The organism is Hymenobacter sediminicola, from assembly GCF_014250515.1.
GTDB classification, from domain to species: Bacteria; Bacteroidota; Bacteroidia; order Cytophagales; family Hymenobacteraceae; genus Hymenobacter; species Hymenobacter sediminicola.
The window spans coordinates 324,245-341,807 of sequence record NZ_CP060202.1 but is presented as its reverse complement, the minus strand read 5'-3'; the positions used below and the strand labels follow the sequence as shown (position 1 = coordinate 341,807).

The 17,563-nt window shown below is 60.0% G+C and carries 17 protein-coding genes; 11 read left to right on the top strand and 6 right to left on the bottom strand.

All coding sequences use genetic code 11. From position 1 onward, the window contains the following. The first annotated feature begins 278 nt into the window (after positions 1 to 278). Positions 279 to 770, top strand: coding sequence for a methylated-DNA--[protein]-cysteine S-methyltransferase (locus H4317_RS01440; RefSeq protein WP_185888429.1), 492 nt, complete (start codon positions 279 to 281; stop codon positions 768 to 770). A gap of 37 nt (positions 771 to 807) precedes the next feature. Here the strand turns inward: H4317_RS01440 and H4317_RS01435 are convergent, their stop codons facing one another. Beyond that, the gene (locus H4317_RS01435; protein WP_185888428.1) at positions 808 to 1,689 is read right to left on the bottom strand and encodes an alpha/beta hydrolase; all 882 of its coding nucleotides are present in this window, start codon (positions 1,687 to 1,689) and stop codon (positions 808 to 810) included. Between the two features lie 194 nt (positions 1,690 to 1,883). Between H4317_RS01435 and H4317_RS01430 the strand changes: the two genes are divergently transcribed. Then, entirely contained in the window at positions 1,884 to 2,600 is a 717-nt protein-coding gene (locus H4317_RS01430; protein WP_185888427.1) for a tetratricopeptide repeat protein, read from the top strand. A 155-nt stretch (positions 2,601 to 2,755) separates the two neighbouring features. Then, positions 2,756 to 3,502, top strand: coding sequence for a hypothetical protein (locus H4317_RS01425; protein WP_185888426.1), 747 nt, complete (start codon positions 2,756 to 2,758; stop codon positions 3,500 to 3,502). 99 nt (positions 3,503 to 3,601) lie between these two features. On the opposite strand, the gene H4317_RS01420 is transcribed toward H4317_RS01425, so the two are convergent. Beyond that, complete coding sequence (locus H4317_RS01420; RefSeq protein WP_185888425.1) at positions 3,602 to 6,073, bottom strand: M4 family metallopeptidase; 2,472 nt, start codon at positions 6,071 to 6,073, stop codon at positions 3,602 to 3,604. Positions 6,074 to 6,342: 269 nt separating this feature from the next. Here H4317_RS01420 and H4317_RS01415 point away from each other — a divergent pair, with 269 nt between their 5' ends. Continuing rightward, positions 6,343 to 7,131, top strand: coding sequence for an SDR family oxidoreductase (locus tag H4317_RS01415; RefSeq protein WP_185888424.1), 789 nt, complete (start codon positions 6,343 to 6,345; stop codon positions 7,129 to 7,131). 140 nt (positions 7,132 to 7,271) lie between these two features. On the opposite strand, the gene H4317_RS01410 is transcribed toward H4317_RS01415, so the two are convergent. Continuing rightward, entirely contained in the window at positions 7,272 to 8,141 is an 870-nt protein-coding gene (locus tag H4317_RS01410; protein ID WP_185888423.1) for an ATP-grasp domain-containing protein, read from the bottom strand. A 114-nt stretch (positions 8,142 to 8,255) separates the two neighbouring features. After that, positions 8,256 to 9,560, bottom strand: a complete 1,305-nt coding sequence (locus tag H4317_RS01405) for an amidohydrolase (protein ID WP_185888422.1) — start codon at positions 9,558 to 9,560, stop codon at positions 8,256 to 8,258. A 165-nt stretch (positions 9,561 to 9,725) separates the two neighbouring features. Here H4317_RS01405 and H4317_RS01400 point away from each other — a divergent pair, with 165 nt between their 5' ends. Further along, a complete protein-coding gene (locus H4317_RS01400) occupies positions 9,726 to 10,403 on the top strand; it encodes a phosphatase PAP2-related protein (RefSeq protein WP_185888421.1) in 678 nt (225 codons plus the stop codon). Positions 10,404 to 10,408: 5 nt separating this feature from the next. Here H4317_RS01400 and H4317_RS01395 read toward each other — a convergent pair whose 3' ends face one another. Then, positions 10,409 to 11,194: an SDR family NAD(P)-dependent oxidoreductase gene (locus H4317_RS01395; RefSeq protein WP_185888420.1), complete on the bottom strand. Its 786-nt coding sequence runs from the start codon at positions 11,192 to 11,194 to the stop codon at positions 10,409 to 10,411. Positions 11,195 to 11,329: 135 nt separating this feature from the next. Next, positions 11,330 to 12,148, bottom strand: coding sequence for a phytanoyl-CoA dioxygenase family protein (locus H4317_RS01390; RefSeq protein WP_185888419.1), 819 nt, complete (start codon positions 12,146 to 12,148; stop codon positions 11,330 to 11,332). Between the two features lie 185 nt (positions 12,149 to 12,333). Between H4317_RS01390 and H4317_RS01385 the strand changes: the two genes are divergently transcribed. From H4317_RS01385 to H4317_RS01360, 6 genes are all read left to right on the top strand, one after another. Then, the gene (locus H4317_RS01385; protein WP_185888418.1) at positions 12,334 to 13,152 is read left to right on the top strand and encodes a WG repeat-containing protein; all 819 of its coding nucleotides are present in this window, start codon (positions 12,334 to 12,336) and stop codon (positions 13,150 to 13,152) included. Positions 13,153 to 13,265: 113 nt separating this feature from the next. Beyond that, a complete protein-coding gene (locus H4317_RS01380) occupies positions 13,266 to 13,733 on the top strand; it encodes an energy transducer TonB (protein ID WP_185888417.1) in 468 nt (155 codons plus the stop codon). An 11-nt stretch (positions 13,734 to 13,744) separates the two neighbouring features. Further along, positions 13,745 to 14,470 (top strand): energy transducer TonB, encoded by a 726-nt coding sequence (locus tag H4317_RS01375; RefSeq protein ID WP_185888416.1) that lies wholly within the window; start codon positions 13,745 to 13,747, stop codon positions 14,468 to 14,470. 2 nt (positions 14,471 to 14,472) lie between these two features. After that, positions 14,473 to 14,958, top strand: coding sequence for an energy transducer TonB (locus H4317_RS01370; RefSeq protein ID WP_185888415.1), 486 nt, complete (start codon positions 14,473 to 14,475; stop codon positions 14,956 to 14,958). 113 nt (positions 14,959 to 15,071) lie between these two features. Further along, on the top strand, positions 15,072 to 16,607 hold the full coding sequence (locus H4317_RS01365; protein ID WP_349772188.1) for a hydroxymethylglutaryl-CoA reductase: 1,536 nt from the start codon (positions 15,072 to 15,074) through the stop codon (positions 16,605 to 16,607). Positions 16,608 to 16,786: 179 nt separating this feature from the next. Continuing rightward, positions 16,787 to 17,551: a hypothetical protein gene (locus tag H4317_RS01360; protein WP_185888413.1), complete on the top strand. Its 765-nt coding sequence runs from the start codon at positions 16,787 to 16,789 to the stop codon at positions 17,549 to 17,551. Positions 17,552 to 17,563: the final 12 nt, after the last annotated feature.

Here is a 17,563-nt window from a genome sequence, read left to right as displayed (position 1 = left end):
ACAGAACAGTAGGTGTCGCACAATGCGTTAGGTCTAGAGATGAACGGATGAAATGAAGCAGTAAGCAGCAAAAGCTTCTTAGGGAAGTACTATTCTAACCTCCTCCTTAAGCGAGGCTGAAGCAATATAAAGCATTCTTTCACGACCAGCCTCGTGCATTACCCGTCAACTTGTTCATTTCCAATTTTTTCCTTTGTATAGTATATTGTTGTTCTAAAATTACGCTTCACAACTTGTCGGGCAGCTTTTTTGCATTTTTGCGGCCTTCGTCTATCTGTATGTCTGAAACTGTTGCTTTTCTCTCCTCGCCGGTTGGGCTGCTACGCCTGCGCGGCACCGATGCGGGCCTAGCAGCCGTGGAGTTTCTCAACGATGATGTGCATGCCCAAACGCCTCCCCACCAAGTGCCGGAAAGCCTGCAGGAAGCATACCGGCAGCTGCGCGCCTACTTTGGGCGGGAACTTCGTGACTTCACGCTGACCTACGATGTGCAGCAGGGCACGGAGTTTCAGCGCCGTGTCTGGACTGCGCTGACGGATGTGGGGTTCGGCCGCACTGCTTCTTACCTCGACCTGGCCCGGCAGCTGGGCAACCCGGCCGCAGTGCGGGCTGTGGGCGCGGCTAACGGGCAGAATCCGCTGGCCATTGTGTGGCCCTGCCACCGCATCATCGGGGCTAGCGGCCAACTGACCGGCTACGCTGGCGGACTGCCGCGCAAGAAGTGGCTACTGGAGTTTGAGCAGCCGTCTGTGCAGGCCTCCTTGTTTTGAAACAGCATGTGCCGCTGCGGGTAGCACCGCTCTTATTTTATACTCCCACAAACTTCAGTAGCTGCTGATATAGCACATTGTGCTGCCAGTAGAGCTGCAATACCATCGGAATGTGGTGCTTGCCGGGCAGCACTGCAAACTGGGGAGGCCGCCCCAGCGCCGTTAGCTTCTCCCGAAACTTTCGGCTACTCCCGCTGATAGACGGATACGTTTTGCCACCCACAAAAATCAGAAACGGTGGTGTAGTAGCCGTAACGTGGTACATAGCCGATACCTCGCGCCATGTTTCTGGCTGCTTCCCAAACGGCACCAAATACTGCGCATCATTGGGATACTCCATCTTCTGCAGATAGTCATACATATCCAATCCGGCCGGGTCGTCCAGAATAGCGCCTCTGATGGGGTTGCGAGCTAGCCCATGGCGCTGAAACAGGCGGTTGTCGGCGGTGAGCAGCGCCGCCAGGCCGCCACCAGCTGAGTGCCCCATAACAAAGACGCGTTGCGGGTCGCCGCCATAGTCAGCAATGTGCTGGGTAGTCCAGATGACGGCCCGGGCGCAGTCGTCGGCCATGGCAGGCACCTCCACCTGCGGAGCCAGCCGGTAGTTGAGAATAACGGCCACTACCCCCTGCTTGGCCAGGCGCCGCCCAATGAACGAGTAAAAGCCCTTGCTGCCACTGTTCCAGCTACCGCCATGAATGAATACCACTACCGGATGCAGTGCGACCGAGGCTTCTTTGGGCGCATACACATCAAGGCGGTGTCGTTCGGCATCATAGGTGGGGTCGTTGGCCGGCACATAGGCTAGGTCTTGGGTGCGCCGACTGGGCCGGGCCACAGCATACTCATTGGCGAGGCCTAGTAGCAATGGCAACAATAACAGGGCCGGCAGACAGAGCCAATGGCGGGAAATAGACATAGAAGCAAACCAAAAATAGGCAGCACGGAAACTGACTGCGCCCTGCACCTACGCACGCATGCGGCGGCCGGATGGGAGGGGCACCCACACATAATGGCTTGCTACACGCACGAACCCCGCCGCCCGGAGCGTTATATTTGTCTGAAACCGACAGCGGAGGCCCGCTGCAGAAGTTATTTTCGACTTGCTTTTACATGAAATACCCCTTTTTCGTAGCTCTGGGCTTTGCTGGGCTGTTGGCTCTGCCAGCGCAGGCGCAACGCAAAACCAAAATCAAAACCAAGGATGAGGCCGTAACAGCCGCCAGCCGCCTGCAGCCGCTGTTCGGAGGTATTGCGGCAGCGCAGGCTGAAGGTCTGCTGGCTCCCGGCTACGTAGAAAAAGTGGCCGCCAGCTTCAGCTCCCGGGCCGAGGCCAGCCGTTTCTTTTCCAGCAAAGGCTATGAGTACATCAGCGAAGGGCAGGCCGATACAGCCGTTACCCGCTTCAACCTGGCGTGGCTGCTCGATGCCAAAAACCCGGAGGTCTACCGCGGCCTGGGCATTGTGGCCAGTAAGAACCCTGCCCCCGATCAGGCCATCGACCTGCTCATGAAGGGCTTAGCCTTGGCACCCGAAAACGCCCTGATGCTCTCCGACTTGGGGTCCAGCTACCTGATTCGGTACGAGCAGACCAAAAAGAAAAAAGATCTGACAACCGGCATCAGCTACCTGCAGCGCGCCCTTGCCACCGACCCCAACAATGCCATTGCTTGGCAGCAAATGGCGCTGGCTCATTACTTACAGGAAGACTACACGAAAGCCTGGGAGGCGGTCCATAAGGGCCAGAACATCAACATGACCAGCATCGATTTCAACTTCCTCAGCGACCTGATGGCAAAGATGCCCGATCCGGAAGGCAAGTTCAAATAAGCTAGGTGAGGCCAGGAGCCGGCCTTGTGCCGGCCACTGCAACCCCTACCTATTTCCCGCGTACCACGCGTTTCGCACTTTTGCCTGCCTGCTATACCCTCTTTATTTCCATTCTCTACTCAACTATCTACTACCTCACCTAACCTCGTCCCTGCGTGAAGCACGTTCTGCTGATTTCTTCTTTCGCGGCCAGTATTATGCTGGCGCACTCTGTTGCGGCTCAGGAAGGGCCGGAGCGTCGCCGCCGCCACTACAGCAGCCAGGCTCGGGCGTACTATCGGGGCCCGGTTCGGTTTACGGCAGGCGGGGGCGTGGCCCTCTACAACGGCGACTTGGCCGGCGACCTGGGCAACAACCTACCCGGCGGCAGCGGCAGCCTGGGCATTCTGTATCTAGTGCGGCCACGACTGGTTATTGGCGGCGAGGCCACGTATTTCCAGCTCGGGGCCAAAGACCAGTTGGTTGAGCGGGGTTTGGCATTTCGGGGGCGAAATGTGAGTGGCATCACGTTTCTGCGCTACGAGCTGCTGCGCGACGAAAGCGAGTTTGCCAGCCCGAAGCGCCCGGCTGCCCTTATCAAACCGTTTGTGAAGGCTGGAGCCGGCTTCCTACTCTACAATCCCAAGTCGTATCTCGGTACACTGCGACCAGACGACCGAACCAGCTTCCTGGCGCCGGAGCGCAACGACTATCCGGCCCTAGCCATTACGGCACCAGTGGGCTTCGGCATCGTATTCCGGCTCACCCCGCAGCTCAATGCCACGGCCGAAGCAGCCTACTTCTTCACCACCACCGACCAGCTCGACGACGTTAGCCCGGTGAGCGGCCGCTCCAGCTCCAGCCTCAACGACGGCTACGGCCTGGTAGAGTTGAAGCTGGAATACGCTCCCTGGGGCCGGTAGCCGGCTGATGGCAGTTGCCAGAATACTGCAAACAGCTACAAGCAACAATAAAAAAGGCCCGTCGCTCGACGGGCCTTTTTTGCTAGCGTGAAGCAGACACTATTGCTTCACGAAACGCTGATGGAACACTTTCTGCCCGTCGCTGACGGTGAGAGTGTAGATGCCTTTGGCCAAAGCCGACACGTTCAGCTGGTCGCCGCTGATACGCAGGCCGGTTACCTTGGCACCACGCAAGTCCGTGAGCGTCACGGATACTACGGGGGCGTTGTCGGGCATGATAATGTTCACGACATCGGTAGCGGGGTTCGGGTACAGCTCGAGGCTGCGCGAAACGCTCTGGGTAATGCCCATGCTGGCGTTGCTGCCCATGTTGCCGGCAATAGCCGCGCCGCCGGAGATGGTGATGGAATAGTCCTCGGTTTCGCCGTAGCTGAAGCTGCCGCAGCTGCTCGTGGCCGAGGCGTCGCTCATCACCACCCGCAGGCGGGTCTTGCCGTTCTTGGCCGTGGCCGGCACCGTGAACGTGCTGCTCAGCGTCGTGGCGCTGCTCGTGCCCGCCCGGTTGACTACCGTCTCGCCGCTGTCCAGAAAGTCACCATCCTGGTTGTAGTCGATGTACACTTTCCAGTACTCGGTGTAGGCCGTGGAGGCGAAGCCGGCGCTGTAGCTGATCGTCTGCGAGGAGCCGGCCGTCACGGTCGTGGTCAGGGCCGTGCCGTCGTAGTAGCCGGCGTTGCTGGCCGAGCTGCGGGTGATGCTGCCCAGGCTCACCAGATCAATCCACTCGTACGACACGTTCGTGCCTTTGCTGGCACAATAAACAGGCGTTGTGGGCGTACCACCGCCACCTGCGGCGGCACCTACACCCACGGCGTACCACGCATTCGTAACGGCTGTCACCTGCGCCGAGCCGGCACCATATAAGTCCGTAGCGGCCGAAATAGCGGCCGTGCGGGCATTGGCATAAGTAGAAGAAGCCGACAGGTATACTGCTTCGGCACGGTAGGCAATTTTGGCGGCATCATCTAAGCCTATGCCTGCCACCGTGTAGGCACTCCCGATGTCGTTGGTGCCCGAACCACCCTGGCTCAGCAGATAGAACCAGTAGTTGAGCACGCCCGAGTTGGTGTGCACTCCGCCGTAATCATTCGACTGCGTAGGGCTGGTAGTAGTAGCTCTCCAGTAAGTGCCTTTGTAAGTATCGGGCTGGCCGTAGGTGTTGGGGCTGCTCATGGAGCGCAGCGCGCCGCCAGCCTTCATGATTTCTTCGCCGATGAGCCAGGTGCTCTTGCCGGTGAGACCATAGGTGCTTACAGCGCGGGCTTCCACGCAAGCGCCCCAGATGTCGGAGAAGCCTTCGTTCATAGCGCCCGACTCGTTCTGGTAGGTCAGGTTGGCCGTTTTTTCGCAGACAGCGTGCCCGATTTCGTGGCCGCATACGTCCATGGCCGTCAGGGGCTTGAAGGTGCTGGCCCCGTCGCCGTAGGTCATGCGCACTCCATCCCAGAAGGCGTTTTCGTAGCCGGCTCCACCTGGCACATCATCAAAATGCACGTAGCTTTTGATTTTGGCTCCGGCATTGTCGTAGGAATTCCGGTTGTGCACCAGCTTCCAGTAGTCGTAGGTAGCCTGCGCGCCGAAGTGCGCATCGCCGGCCACGTTATCGAAGTTGGTGTTGTTGTACTCGGCGGCCGTCCAGTTGTTGTCGGCATCCACAAAGTCGGCGGCGCCAGTGTAGCTGTTACTGCGTTTGCAGTTGTAGGTTTCGATGCCCAGACCGCGCGTGACTTCACGCAGGTTGTAGCCGCCGGTAGCGGTGCCGTTGGCCAACGCGCGGGTGCCACTGTAGGCCGTGGCAAATGTGGCCGTAGCCGCCGCATGCTTAATGATGTTGTCCTGGCCTACTACTTCGCCGGAATGCGCGTCTACGTAGATGTAAGCACGGCTGATAGGAGCCTGCGCATAAACGTTAAACTTCCAGGCCAGCGTGGGTTTGCCGGCCAGCGCGGCATTGGTGGTGCGCATATTACGCACCACCACCAGCTCACCCTGCGGGCGGTAGGTGGCGTTGGGGTTGTTTTCAAGCTGCTTCAGGCTGGCTTCTTCCCGGTCGTCTTGCCACATGTATTTGCGAGCTCCCACAAACGACATAGCGCGCTGCAATGCAGCGTCTGAGGAAAGTGAGGGAGTCGGGTTGAGGCCACGCACCCGCTCAAACTGTCCGCTGATGCTCTGCACTTTACCACCGCGGGCGTGCACTGAGTAGGTAGCATGCTCTACCTTAATGCCTTTGTAATACTGCTGAAACTTCTCGTGCGCAAAGCCCAGCTCGTCGGCTTCCGATTTGAGGGGAAGCAGCTGGTCGTCGGTAGTAAGTTGCAACTGGTCGCGCAGCAGTTGGCTAGCCTGGTTGAGCTGGTAGGCGGCCACATCGGCTTTGAACTGCACCAAATAAGGGGTGCCGTTGTCGTTGAGGTCTTTGCTTTGCACCCGAGAAAGGTCCTGGGCCAAGCCGGTTGAGCTTAGGCCACCGAGCAGCATCAGCGCTGCCGCAGAGTACTTGTTGAGCATGTTGTGTGGTTGTAGGAGTGAGGAAAGATCGGACTGTATGATTTCCATCAAACAGGCCGTCAATTTATAGTATTTCCAAAACCAACAGCATTTTATTGAAAATTTATTTCCCATGCCCCTGTATTATTGCAACTATCACAACATTTTACAATATAAACTGAATGCAACTTATCCGGTATTTAATACCAAAACACGGCTTATTATATCTCCAAAATCAAATTTCCAGCGTATCACACCGACAAAATCTTACACATTGATCTGCCTCTGAAATGGATGATTCTTCTTCTCAATTGGGTAACCGTTGGAGCCTTGCGCAGCAGCTTGCCGTCGTGACGGGCGCTTCCAAAGGCATCGGCGCGGCAGTAGCTACCGAGCTACTCGGCTTTGGCGCGACAGTGCTGGCCGTGGCGCGGCAGGCGCCCGAACTGGAAGCACAGGTAGCCGCGTGGCGGGCGCAGGGCCTAGATGCGCACGCCGTGATGGCCGATGTAAGCACCGAAACCGGCCGCCGGCAGGTACTTGATGCAGTAGCTGCACATGGCAACGTGCTGCATATTCTGGTCAATAACGTGGGCACCAACATCCGCAAGCCCACCACCGACTACAGCCCCACCGAGTATCAGCACCTGCTGGCTACCAACCTGGAATCGACGTTTGGGTTGTGCCAGGGTGCATATCCTATGCTGAAAGCGGCCGGGGCGGCTAGTATCGTCAATGTGTCGTCGGTGGCGGGGCTGCAGCATGTGCGCACCGGCTCCATCTACGGCATGACCAAAGCGGCTCTCATTCAGCTCAGTCGCAACCTGGCCGCAGAATGGGCACCGGCTGGCATCCGGGTGAATGCTGTGGCGCCGTGGTATATCCGCACGCCACTGGCCGAAACCGTGCTGCGCAACCCCGAATACCTGGAGCAGGTGGTGAGCCGCACGCCTCAGGGCCGGGTAGGCGAGCCAGAAGAAGTGGGCGCCGCCGTGGCGTTTCTGTGTCTACCCGCCGCCAGCTACATCACCGGCCAGTGCCTGAGTGTAGACGGCGGCTTCTCCGTAAATGGCTTCTGAGCCCTGATTTTCGCTGGATTTCCAGGAGTTTTCGGACAACTACACCCCAAGCGAGACTTGCCGGGCGGCAAGTCTCGCTTGGGGTGTAGCATGACTGATGTAGCGGCGTGATAATCGTACATCACCGCCTTAAAATCGGCTTACAGCCGGGTCAGCGCCTGTTCGTAGCGGACTAAGGAGCCTTCGGCGGAGGCGAGGTAGAGGAAAGGCTCAATCAGCTCAAGCTCCATGAGCAGCAGCTCGCCGTCGGCCTCTACTCCGTCTACGCGGGCATAGAGGCAGCCTTGGGCAAAGTCGTGCACAATACGGTCGGCGGCGCGGCGCAGGTAGTCGGGTGCCTCGCGGGCTGCAATGCCGCCACCGAGGTAGTGTTGCACCCGGAAGTCACCGGGCTTAGGCGTTTTCAGCACGCAGTGGCTGTACTCGCCACCCAGATAGATGAGCGACCATTCGCCCTGCTCCTGAATCTGGGGCTGAAACGGCTGCACCAGAAAATCCTCGTGGCGCAGTAGCTCCGTCAGTTCTGGGGTACGGCGGACGGCTTCGGTGCGGGTCAGTTCGAAGGTGTTTTTTGCCCCGCCGCTCACGGAGGGCTTCATCACCAGCCGTTCACAGCCAAGCGTTTCAAACAGCTCATCGGCCTGAAAAGCGCTGCCCTGCACCAGCCAGCGCGTGGGTACAATACGCACGCCGGCCTGCTCCATGTCGCGCAGATACTTCTTGTCGGCGTTCCAGCGCACGGTTTTCACGGGGTTGAGCAGGCGCACGCCCTGAACCTCTATCCTATCAAGCCAGGCGTAGAATTCCTGCACCCTATCGAAGTAATCCCAGGGCGACTTCAGCACCACCACATCGTAGCTCAGCCAGTCAACGGCCGGGTTGCTCCAGATGCGCGGCTCAACATGGTGGCCCTGCTGGCGCAGGTGGCGCGTGAGCAGGTTGTCCTCATCATCGACGTTGGGCGCGGCGTATTGGGCCAGCGTTTCGCAGGTTACAAGCGCAATATTCATACAGTACGGGGGTAGTAGAGTAAGGAGGCGCTGAAGCAATGAGGCAAGGCCGTGCGAAGTCGCGGATGTGTTCCGAGCACTCGTCACCTCATTACTCCATCACCTCATCACGGCTCACTTTTTCATAGTCAGATAATCGGCGGCCAGCGTGGCGAGGGTCTGCACGCCCAGCGTCAGGCCACTTTCGTCTACGAAAAAGCCGGCTGTATGGTGCGGGGCCGTATCGGCGGTCTTCTTTCCTTTGGGCATGCCGCCCACAAATAGGAACACGCCCGGCACTTTCTCCTGGAAATAGGCAAAGTCCTCGGCCCCGGTTACGGCCTTCTGCAGCTCTACATGCTCGGGGCCGGCTACGCGGCGCAGCGTAGGCAGCATCTGCTCGGTGAGGCGCGGCTCGTTGTAGGTCACGGGCGCATAGTTCACGATGTCTACTTCGGCGGTGGCGCCGGTGCTTTCCGCAATGTTGGTAGCAGTGCGGCGCACGGCGGTCCAGATTTGCTGCTGCATCTCCTTGTTGAGCGTGCGGATAGTGCCGGTCAACTCCACTTGCTCCGGAATGATATTGTTGCGCACCCCGCCGTGCACCATGCCCACGGTCAGTACGGCGGCATCTTCGGTCAGCTGCACCTGCCGGCTCACGATGGTCTGCAGGCCCATAATAATCTGGGCGGCGGCTACCACCGGGTCCACGGCCAGCCATGGGTAAGCACCATGCGCCGACTTACCTTTCACCTTGATAGTGAAGACATCCGACGAAGCCATTTCGCCCTCAGGACGGTAGCGAAGGGTGCCTACCTCGGTCTGGGCGTTGATGTGCACCCCGAAAATAGCATCGACGTTGGGGTTGCTGAGTACGCCTTCCTGCACCATCAGCTTGGCCCCGCCCGTCACGCCGGGCAGCGAGCCTTCCTCAGCGGGCTGGAAGATGAACTTCACGGTGCCAGGCAGGTCTTTTTTCACCTGGCTCAGCACGTTGGCCGCGCCCAGCAGCATGGCCACGTGGGTGTCGTGGCCGCAGGCGTGCATCACGCCTACTTCCTGGCCGTTGTACTGGGCGCGGGCTTTGGAGGCGAAAGGCAGCGTTGGACTTTCCGTGACGGGCAGGCCGTCCATGTCGGCGCGCAGGGCCACCACGGGGCCGGGCTTGCCGCCGCGCAGGATACCCACCACGCCGGTACGGGCCACGCCGGTTTGCACTTCCAGTCCCAGCCGCTTCAGCTCCGCTGCAATAATGCCAGCCGTGCGGGTTTCCATGTTGCCCAGTTCCGGGTGCTCATGAATGTCGCGCCGCCAGGCAATTACCTGGGTTTCCTGTTGCGCCGAGAGCTTGGCAATGCGGGCATTGAGGGCGGCATTCTGGGCAGCGGCCGGACGGGTGAGGGAGAAAGCCAGGGGAAGTAACAGGAGCAGACGCTTCATGCAGCAGACGTAGAAAGTGGCCCCAAAAGGTACAACGCCCGCGCCGGTTCGCCAGCAGACGGTGCCGCAACGGCTTTCACAGTCATCCGGCGCCTCAGCTGCGAAACGTTACCTAGGTGCGAAACGGCAGTGCGGTGCCAGGCGGCGCGGCCTTACCTTTGCCGCATGTCATTCACCACCGTCACTGCTACCCCTGTTGCCTCTGCGCCGCTGCGCTGGCCTGCTGCGTGGCGCAATACGAGCTTTCGGGTGCGGCTGCTGGGCGTACTGGTGTTGCTGCTGGGGCTTGTGACGTTGCTACCGCGCTTTTTCGCCTTCATTCAGGCCCGGCACGGCGTGGTATTGCCCGACCCGCTGCTGGCGCTGCTGCCCGCGCACGATGTGTCGGGGCCCACATTTGCGGTTATCTACCTGAGCATTGGGGCGTGTGTGGTGTATCTGCTGCCGCGGCCGGCGCTACTGCTGCGGGCGTTGTGGGCCTACTGGCTGCTGCACCTGTGCCGCTGTCTGCTGCTGTGGCTGCTGCCGCTGGAGCCTCCGGTGGGCCTGGTGCTGCTGCGCGACCCGCTGGTAGACTCTCTCATTTACGCTGCCCCGGCTCCCATCACCAAAGACTTGTTTTTCTCGGGCCACACCGCCACCGTAGCGCTGCTGGCGCTGGCGGTAGGGCCGGTTCGGCTGCGCCGCTGGCTGGTGCTGGGCGCCGTGGCGGTGGGGTTGCTGGTGCTGGTGCAACACGCGCACTACACCTACGACGTGCTGGCCGCCCCGCTCTTTGCCGCTTTCTGCTTCTGGCTGGCTGGCCGAATAACATCAGGAAAGCACGCGGCGCCGGCGCTGTAACCCTGCTACTTCAGGTGCTTCTCGTAGATGCCGGCTGCTATTTTCTCGGTCAGGGACTTGGGCACGAGGCCGGTCAGGTGGGCCGACACTTTATTTAGAGCACCTGGAATCAGCTCGGCCTCACCGGCCAGCATGGCCGCAATACCGGCCTGGGCCACCTGCTCGGGCGTCATGGATACTTTGTTGGCGGTTTCCTGCAAGCCGGCGCTCATGCCGGCCCGGTCGGCGAAGTCAGTGGTGGTGGCACCGGGGCTGAGGCAGGTGACCGACACGCCGGAGCCGCGTAGCTCGTAGCGCAGCCCGCGCGAGAAGCTGAGCAGAAATGCTTTGCTGGCCGCATACAGCGTGAGCGTGGGCACCGCCTGGTAGGCCGCCGTGCTCGACACGTTCAGGATAAAGGACTTGCCCTGCTGCCGGAGCGTGGGCAGCAGCCGGTGCGTGAGGGCTACCGGCACATGCATGTTCAGCTGCAGCATGCTCTGCTGCTCGGCTAGCCCCAGCTCCTCAAACCGGCCCCACATGCCGTAGCCCGCATTATTCACCAGCACCGCCAGTTCCTGCGTCTGGCTGTTGGCCCACTCGGCCACCTGCTCCACAGCATTGGGGGCGGCCAGATCCTGCGCCAGCACGGCCACCTCCACGCCCGACTGCGCACGCAGTTCAGTGGCGGCCTGCTCTAGCTGGTCTTTGGAGCGCGCCACCAGCAGCAGGTTGTAGCCCCGGCGAGCCAGCTCGGCGGCAAAAGCCCGCCCGATTCCGCGGGAAGCACCAGTAATGAGGGCAGTAGGCATGTTGGTTGGGTTTGTATAATGTCTGTTATCCTGAGCAGAGCGAAGGACCTTACCACCGCAGACCGACTCTGTTCAACGTGATAAGGTCCTTCGCTCCGCTCAGGATGACGGAACTTCATGTAAGCCTTAGCTCTGCTACTTTACTAAGTGCAGGAACCGCAGGTAGAACGGCGTAGGACTGTTTTCGTGCTTGGGCTGATACTTGCCAGCCAAGATGGGCACGTACATCACGCGGCGGCGCGAGGCCTCCCCCACCAACGGCGACTGCGCCACGCGGTGCCACATGCGGCCATCGTGCACGGTTAGGTCGCCGGGTTCAGTTTCCACGGCTATTTCGTGGTCGTCGGCGCTGACGTCCTTGTAGTATTTCTTACGAAACAGCATTTCGCGCAGCGGCTGGTGGTGGGTGCCTGGAATCAGACGTAGGCCGCCGTTGGTGGCGGGCGTACCGTCCAGGTGGAAGCCTACGTTGAGCATGGGGCCGATGCGCTTGCCGTAAAACACGTCCCGGAGCGAGTCGGTGTGCCAGCCCATCTGCGAAAACTCCGAGCCCGGCACGTTTACGTAGTGGTTGATGACGAGGCCATCCTTTTCGTTGATACCCACCCGGCCGCCGGGGGCTTCGAGTAGCGGAAACAGGGCCCGAAAGCGGGCATCCTGCAGAAACTCGGCCAGCACGGGGCTGTAGTGCGAGGCAAAGGCGAAACGCTGCACAAGAGGCGAGCCATCCACATCTTTGCCATATTTGATGGGCACGCCGTTTACTTTCTGCACGCCCTCGGCTAGCCACTGCTGCTGCACGGCCTCCGTGGCCCGCAGTAGTACCTGCACCTGCTCGAAACCAGCGAAAGCGCGAAAATGGAGGAAGCCGTAGCGCCGGAAGAAGTCCAGTTGTTCGGTAGTGAGGGCAGAACCGAGAGTAAAGCGCGGATAGGGTAGTGGTAGAGAAGCCATAGTAGCCGTAGCGGCCGGAAGTACGCCCGCAGGCGCAAAGATACAAGGTAGGAGGGCGCCGCCCCATGCGTCGGGTTGCAATCCGGCCGCGGAAAAGGCAGCAAGCTGCACGTGCTGCTGTGAAGAACTGATGAAACCCAGGAACCGGCACACAGGTTTTGGCCGGCCCTCGTACCTTAGCCGCAATGTCTGGTTTCCGGTTTCGTTTGCTGCGGCCGGGCTGGCTGCTGCTGGTGCCATGTGCCCTGAGCCTGCTGCTTCCCGAGCCTGCCCCGGCCCAAACGGCGGGTAGCCGCCTCGTGCCCTTTCGCAATGGCAGCCGCTGGGGCTACGCCGACCAAAACCGTCGTCTTGTGCTGCCGCTGGCCTATGATGAGGCTGGCCCCTTTGTGCAGGAGCTGGCCTGGGTGCGGCAGGGCCCGCTCTACGGCTACATCGATGGCAATGGTAATGCTCTGATACCGGCCCAGTACAGCTACGCTGGCAACTTCAGCCCTACCGGCCGCGCCACCGTGGTGCTGCGCGGCGACACCTTTGCCATCGGGCCAACGGGCCACCGCCTGACCACGCCCGCCGAACCGGAACCCGAAACCGACTACTTGGAGCAGGGCGACCTGCTGCGCCGCCAGGGTAAAGTCGGCTTCCGGTTCACGAGCGGCTCCAGCACCGTGGTACCCGCCGAGTACGACGAAGTCCGGGACCTGCATCACAGTGGCCTGCTGCTGGTGCGCCAGGGCAACAAATGGGGCGTGCTCAACGCCAAAGGCCGCCTCGTGCTGCCGCTGGAGTATGACGCCATTCGGGCCACGGCCGCCAACGGGTTTCTGTATCCGATAGTGGAGCAGGCTGGCCGCCTCGGCTACCTCAGCCACGAGGGCAAGCTGCTGACTGACGTGAAATACGCCGCCGCCGAGCCGTTTGTGGCCGACGTGGCCCGCGTAACCACCAGCACCGGCCAAACAGGCTACATCAACAGCAAAGGGCGGGAGTTCTGGAAAGATTGAGCCTGATAAAGATGCCGGAGCGCTAGGCACTATTATCGGGCACAGGGCGTAGTATGTATCTTACCCCGGACAGGCTACCCCCTGTTCCATCTGCTACCCTGCTGCCCAATACGATGCTGCTTTCCTTCCCACTGTTTCGCCAACTGGTTTTGGCTCCGCTGCTGCCAGTTGCACCTGCCCCCCGCAAGCCCCTAGTGCTGCTTGTTTCGCTGTGGCTCCTATCCTGTCCCGCTTTCGCTCAGGAACCAGCCGCACCGGCCACACCTACGGTGTATTCCTATGTGGAGCAAATGCCTACCTACCGCCACGGCCGCAGTGCGGCGCTGGCCCAGTTTGTGGAGCGCAACCGCAAGTTTGCGCGGGAGCAATGGAAAACGCAGGGCCAGGTATTCGTGCGCTTCATCGTGACGGATACGGGTGCGGTGCGCGGTGCTGAAGTGGTGAAGGGCCTCAACCCCACCCTCGATGCCGAAGCGCTACGCGTAATTCATCTGCTGGACGGGCAGTTTCTGCCGGGCCACCAGAATGGCTGGGCGGTGCCGGTGTACTACACGCTGGCCGTACCGTTCGTCACGAAGTAACAGCATCTACTATGCTCGACCTTCCTATCCTCAATGTGCACCTGCAGCCCTGCCATGAAGACTGGCAGCAGATGACACCTGTGGCGCAGGGCCACTACTGCGCCAGTTGCCAGCGCACCGTCGTGGACTTCACCCATGCTACCCAATCAGACCTCGAGGCCGTCCGCGCCGACTCTCCCGATGGCCGGATGTGTGGTCGATTCCGGACGGAGCAGCTGGCCCGCCCGCCCCGCCTGCGTCCGAAACTGCGCCAGTTTCTGGTGGCGCTGGTGCTAGTGTGCGGGCTGGGGCTGACGAGCCAGGAGGCAGTAGGGCAATTTTTTTCCTGCACGAAACAGGTCATTACTGAGTCTAGGACTATTTCTGATGCATCAGCGTCAGCACTAGGTTTAGACGCTGCGCCATCCATTCCTCAGCGGCAGGAGAATCTTGTAGTCGGATTTATCACACCTGAAATCATGCCCTCTTTCCCGGGCGGGCAGGATTCATTGGTAGCTTATCTCAAAAGAGAACTGCGCTACCCGGCCTCCACTACAGCCGAAGGGAAAGTGTTCCTTGGCTTTATTATCACGAAAACCGGGCACATCACACAGGTCAAAGTGTTGAAAGGAATCAACCCAACTCTGGATGCTGAAGCATTGCGGGTAGTGCGAAAAATGCCCCGCTGGGTGCATCCACCCCGGCAGCGCCCGATGGAGGTGAGCTTTACACTGCCCATTACCTTCAGTCATAAGTAGACATGAAAGTGCTGCTCCTGTTGCCGCTATTCGCCCTGCCGGTTTTTTTTGGCCAGACTGCTGCCGCCCAGCATCCTTTTCAGACTGCCTTCATTGCGGATGCTGACACGGTTGGCTTATCGTCCAAGCCTGCGACAGTGGGAATGGCTGGAGCAACTGTAGCTAATCATTGCTTCCCGATAAGGCAAGAACTGCCTTGCTTTAAACAGGGCGGCAGTGCAGGGCTGCAGCAGTTTTTCATACAGCATTTACAGTATCCTCGCCTTTTTCTCAGGTCATATAATGAGGGCATCACCACGGTGCGGTTCATCATCGATACGCAGGGAATGATTCGCAACCCAACGACACAAAAGAGCTTTGTCCTAGCCTGGGATGAGGAAGTAATACGGGTAGTTAAACTACTAAATGGTCACTTCAAACCTGCTACTTACAACGGCCAGCCTCTCGATGCCTACGTTACCTTGGCAATACCATTGGCTATTCTCTGAAGTAGGCAGCGCTTCATATACCCTCTTGTGGAACTCCGCTATTCCGGGAAAAATTCGCACTTTACCCGTTCATCGTCCTAAGCGCAATTCCCATGGTCTTCACGCCCAGCCCTATGCTCCTCAAGCTGCTCTACACCCGCGGCAGCCTGCACAACACGCCCGAAGGCGTAGCCTTTAGCATCAAGAACCGCCTCGATACGGTGCGCATCACGCGCATCGACCATGTGCAGATTGACGGCGTGAAGATTGGCGTGGAGCAGATTGCACTGGACCTGGGCGAGGGCGACGTACGGCCCGCCACTACCTTCAACGCCGACAGCGCCGGCTTCACGCTGCCGGTGGGCCAGGCGGCCACGTTCCATCTGGCCACCGAGCACCTCAAGGAAGGTATTCATACGGTGCAGGTACAGTTTGCCGCCGACCCGTTCGGCGACCTGACCGTGGAGGTGGAAGACGCCATTGCGCAGCAGCAGGAAAACAAAAACCGCATTCCGCGCCAAGACCAAGACGACTACTCCGACGCGGCTATTCAGGCCCGGCAGCGCTTCGCCGAGGAGTTTTCGGGGCAGGAGTTCAAGCACCTCAAGCACTACTCCTTCGATGCCCACGACCTGCAGGGCAATTGTGAGCATTTCACGGGCGTGGCCCAGATTCCGGTAGGGTTGGCTGGGCCGCTACGCGTGAACGGGGAGCACGCCGACGGCGACTTCCTGATTCCGATGGCCACCACCGAAGGCACGCTGGTGGCCAGCTACAACCGCGGTATTCAGCTCCTCAACCTCTGCGGAGGGGCTAAGTGCACCGTCATCGGCGACGCCATGCAGCGGGCCCCGGTATTTGTGTTTGACGATGCACGGGGGGCGCGAGATTTTGGCCGCTGGGTAGAGGAGAATATCGACCAGATCCGGCCCGAGGCCGAGAGCACCTCCCGCGTGGCCAAGCTGCAGTACATTGATACGTATCTGAGCAACAAGTTTGCCTTTCTGCGCTTCAACTACAGCACCGGCGACGCGGCCGGCCAGAACATGGTGGGCCGTGCCACCTTCGCGGCCTGCTCCTGGATTCTGGAGAACTACAAAGGCGTACCCATTCGCCACTTCTACCTCGAATCGAACTTCGCCACTGATAAAAAGGCGTCTCAGATCAACGTGATGCGCACCCGGGGCAAGCGGGTAGTAGCGGAGGCCGTCATCAAGCGCGACATTCTGCAGCAGCGTATGCGCGTGACGCCCGAGCAGTTGGCTTACCACGGGCAGGTGAGCAATGTGGGTGCGTTTCTGAGCGGCGCCAACAACAACGGGGCACACTCGGCCAATGGCATTACGGCCCTGTTCATTGCCACCGGCCAGGATGTAGCCAACGTATCGGAGTCGTCGGCGGGCGTGCTATACTCGGAAATCACGCCCGAAGGCGACCTGTACATCAGCATTACCATCCCGAGTCTGATAGTGGCCACGCACGGCGGCGGCACCGGCCTAGCCACCCAGAACGAGTGCCTGCGGATGCTGGGCTGCGTGGGCCGCGGCACCGTGAATAAGTTTGCGGAAATAGTGGCCGGTGTAGTGCTGGCCGGTGAGTTGAGCCTGGGCGCCGCCATCAGCAGCTCCGACTGGGTGAGTAGCCACGAGCAGTACGGCCGCAACCGGTAGCGGAAGTAACCTTGCAGACAAACAGAACCGTCCGGGCGGGAGTAGAATCGGGTGCCAGCACCTAGATTCCGCTTCCGCCCGGACGAACGTTTTATAGGCCCGACTTATGCCATTGCCAGGAACTTATGAGCCTGGGAAAGCCGTATATTTACCGTCTGTATTTCAATCATTTTAGCTGTATGAAACCTATTATCCCGGTCTTGTTTGCACTGACTTTTGCGGCCACTTCGGCTATGGCGCAGGCTGGCATGAGTTCCTACGATATGGCCGATATCACACGCGGCCGGCCAACTTCCACCCGCAACCTCAATATGAGCACCGCCGACAAGGAGGCGGCCATTGCGGGTACGCCGGCGCTGGGCTACTACAACCAAGGTTGGAACGCAGGCACTGTGCAGCCGCTCGACGGAGAAAATGGCTCGGTTTCGGGGTTGCGCTACAACCTGAAGCTACAATGGCTGGAGGCGCAGGATGCTACTGTACCGGGCGGCATCCGGGTGTATCCATCGGGTACTCTCAAAAGCTTTACGCTGGTACCGGCCGCTGGCCAGGCACCGCACCTGTTCCGCGAGTACAAGTACAGTTCTACGCGCACCGGCTCGGGTCGCGGCTATATGGAAGAGCTGAACCGCACCGGCGACGTGCGCTTGCTGGTCCGCCATACGTTCGAGGAGCGCGCTGCCGAAATCAACCCGGCCCTGAATACAGTGGTGCGCCCAGCGCAGCAGTTGCACGTCACGAGCCTGTTCTACACCCAGTCGGCCAAGCCCGATTTTGCCGCCGAGCTGACGCTAGACCGCCGCGGCATCATGCGCGTGTTCAAGGCCCGTGCCGGCGAGATGGACGCCTACGCCAAAACCAATAACCTCGACTACGCCAAGCTGAACGACGTGCTGAAGATGGTGGACTACTACAACACTCTGCCGGCTGCACCGGCGAAGTAGTTCTTTTCAACT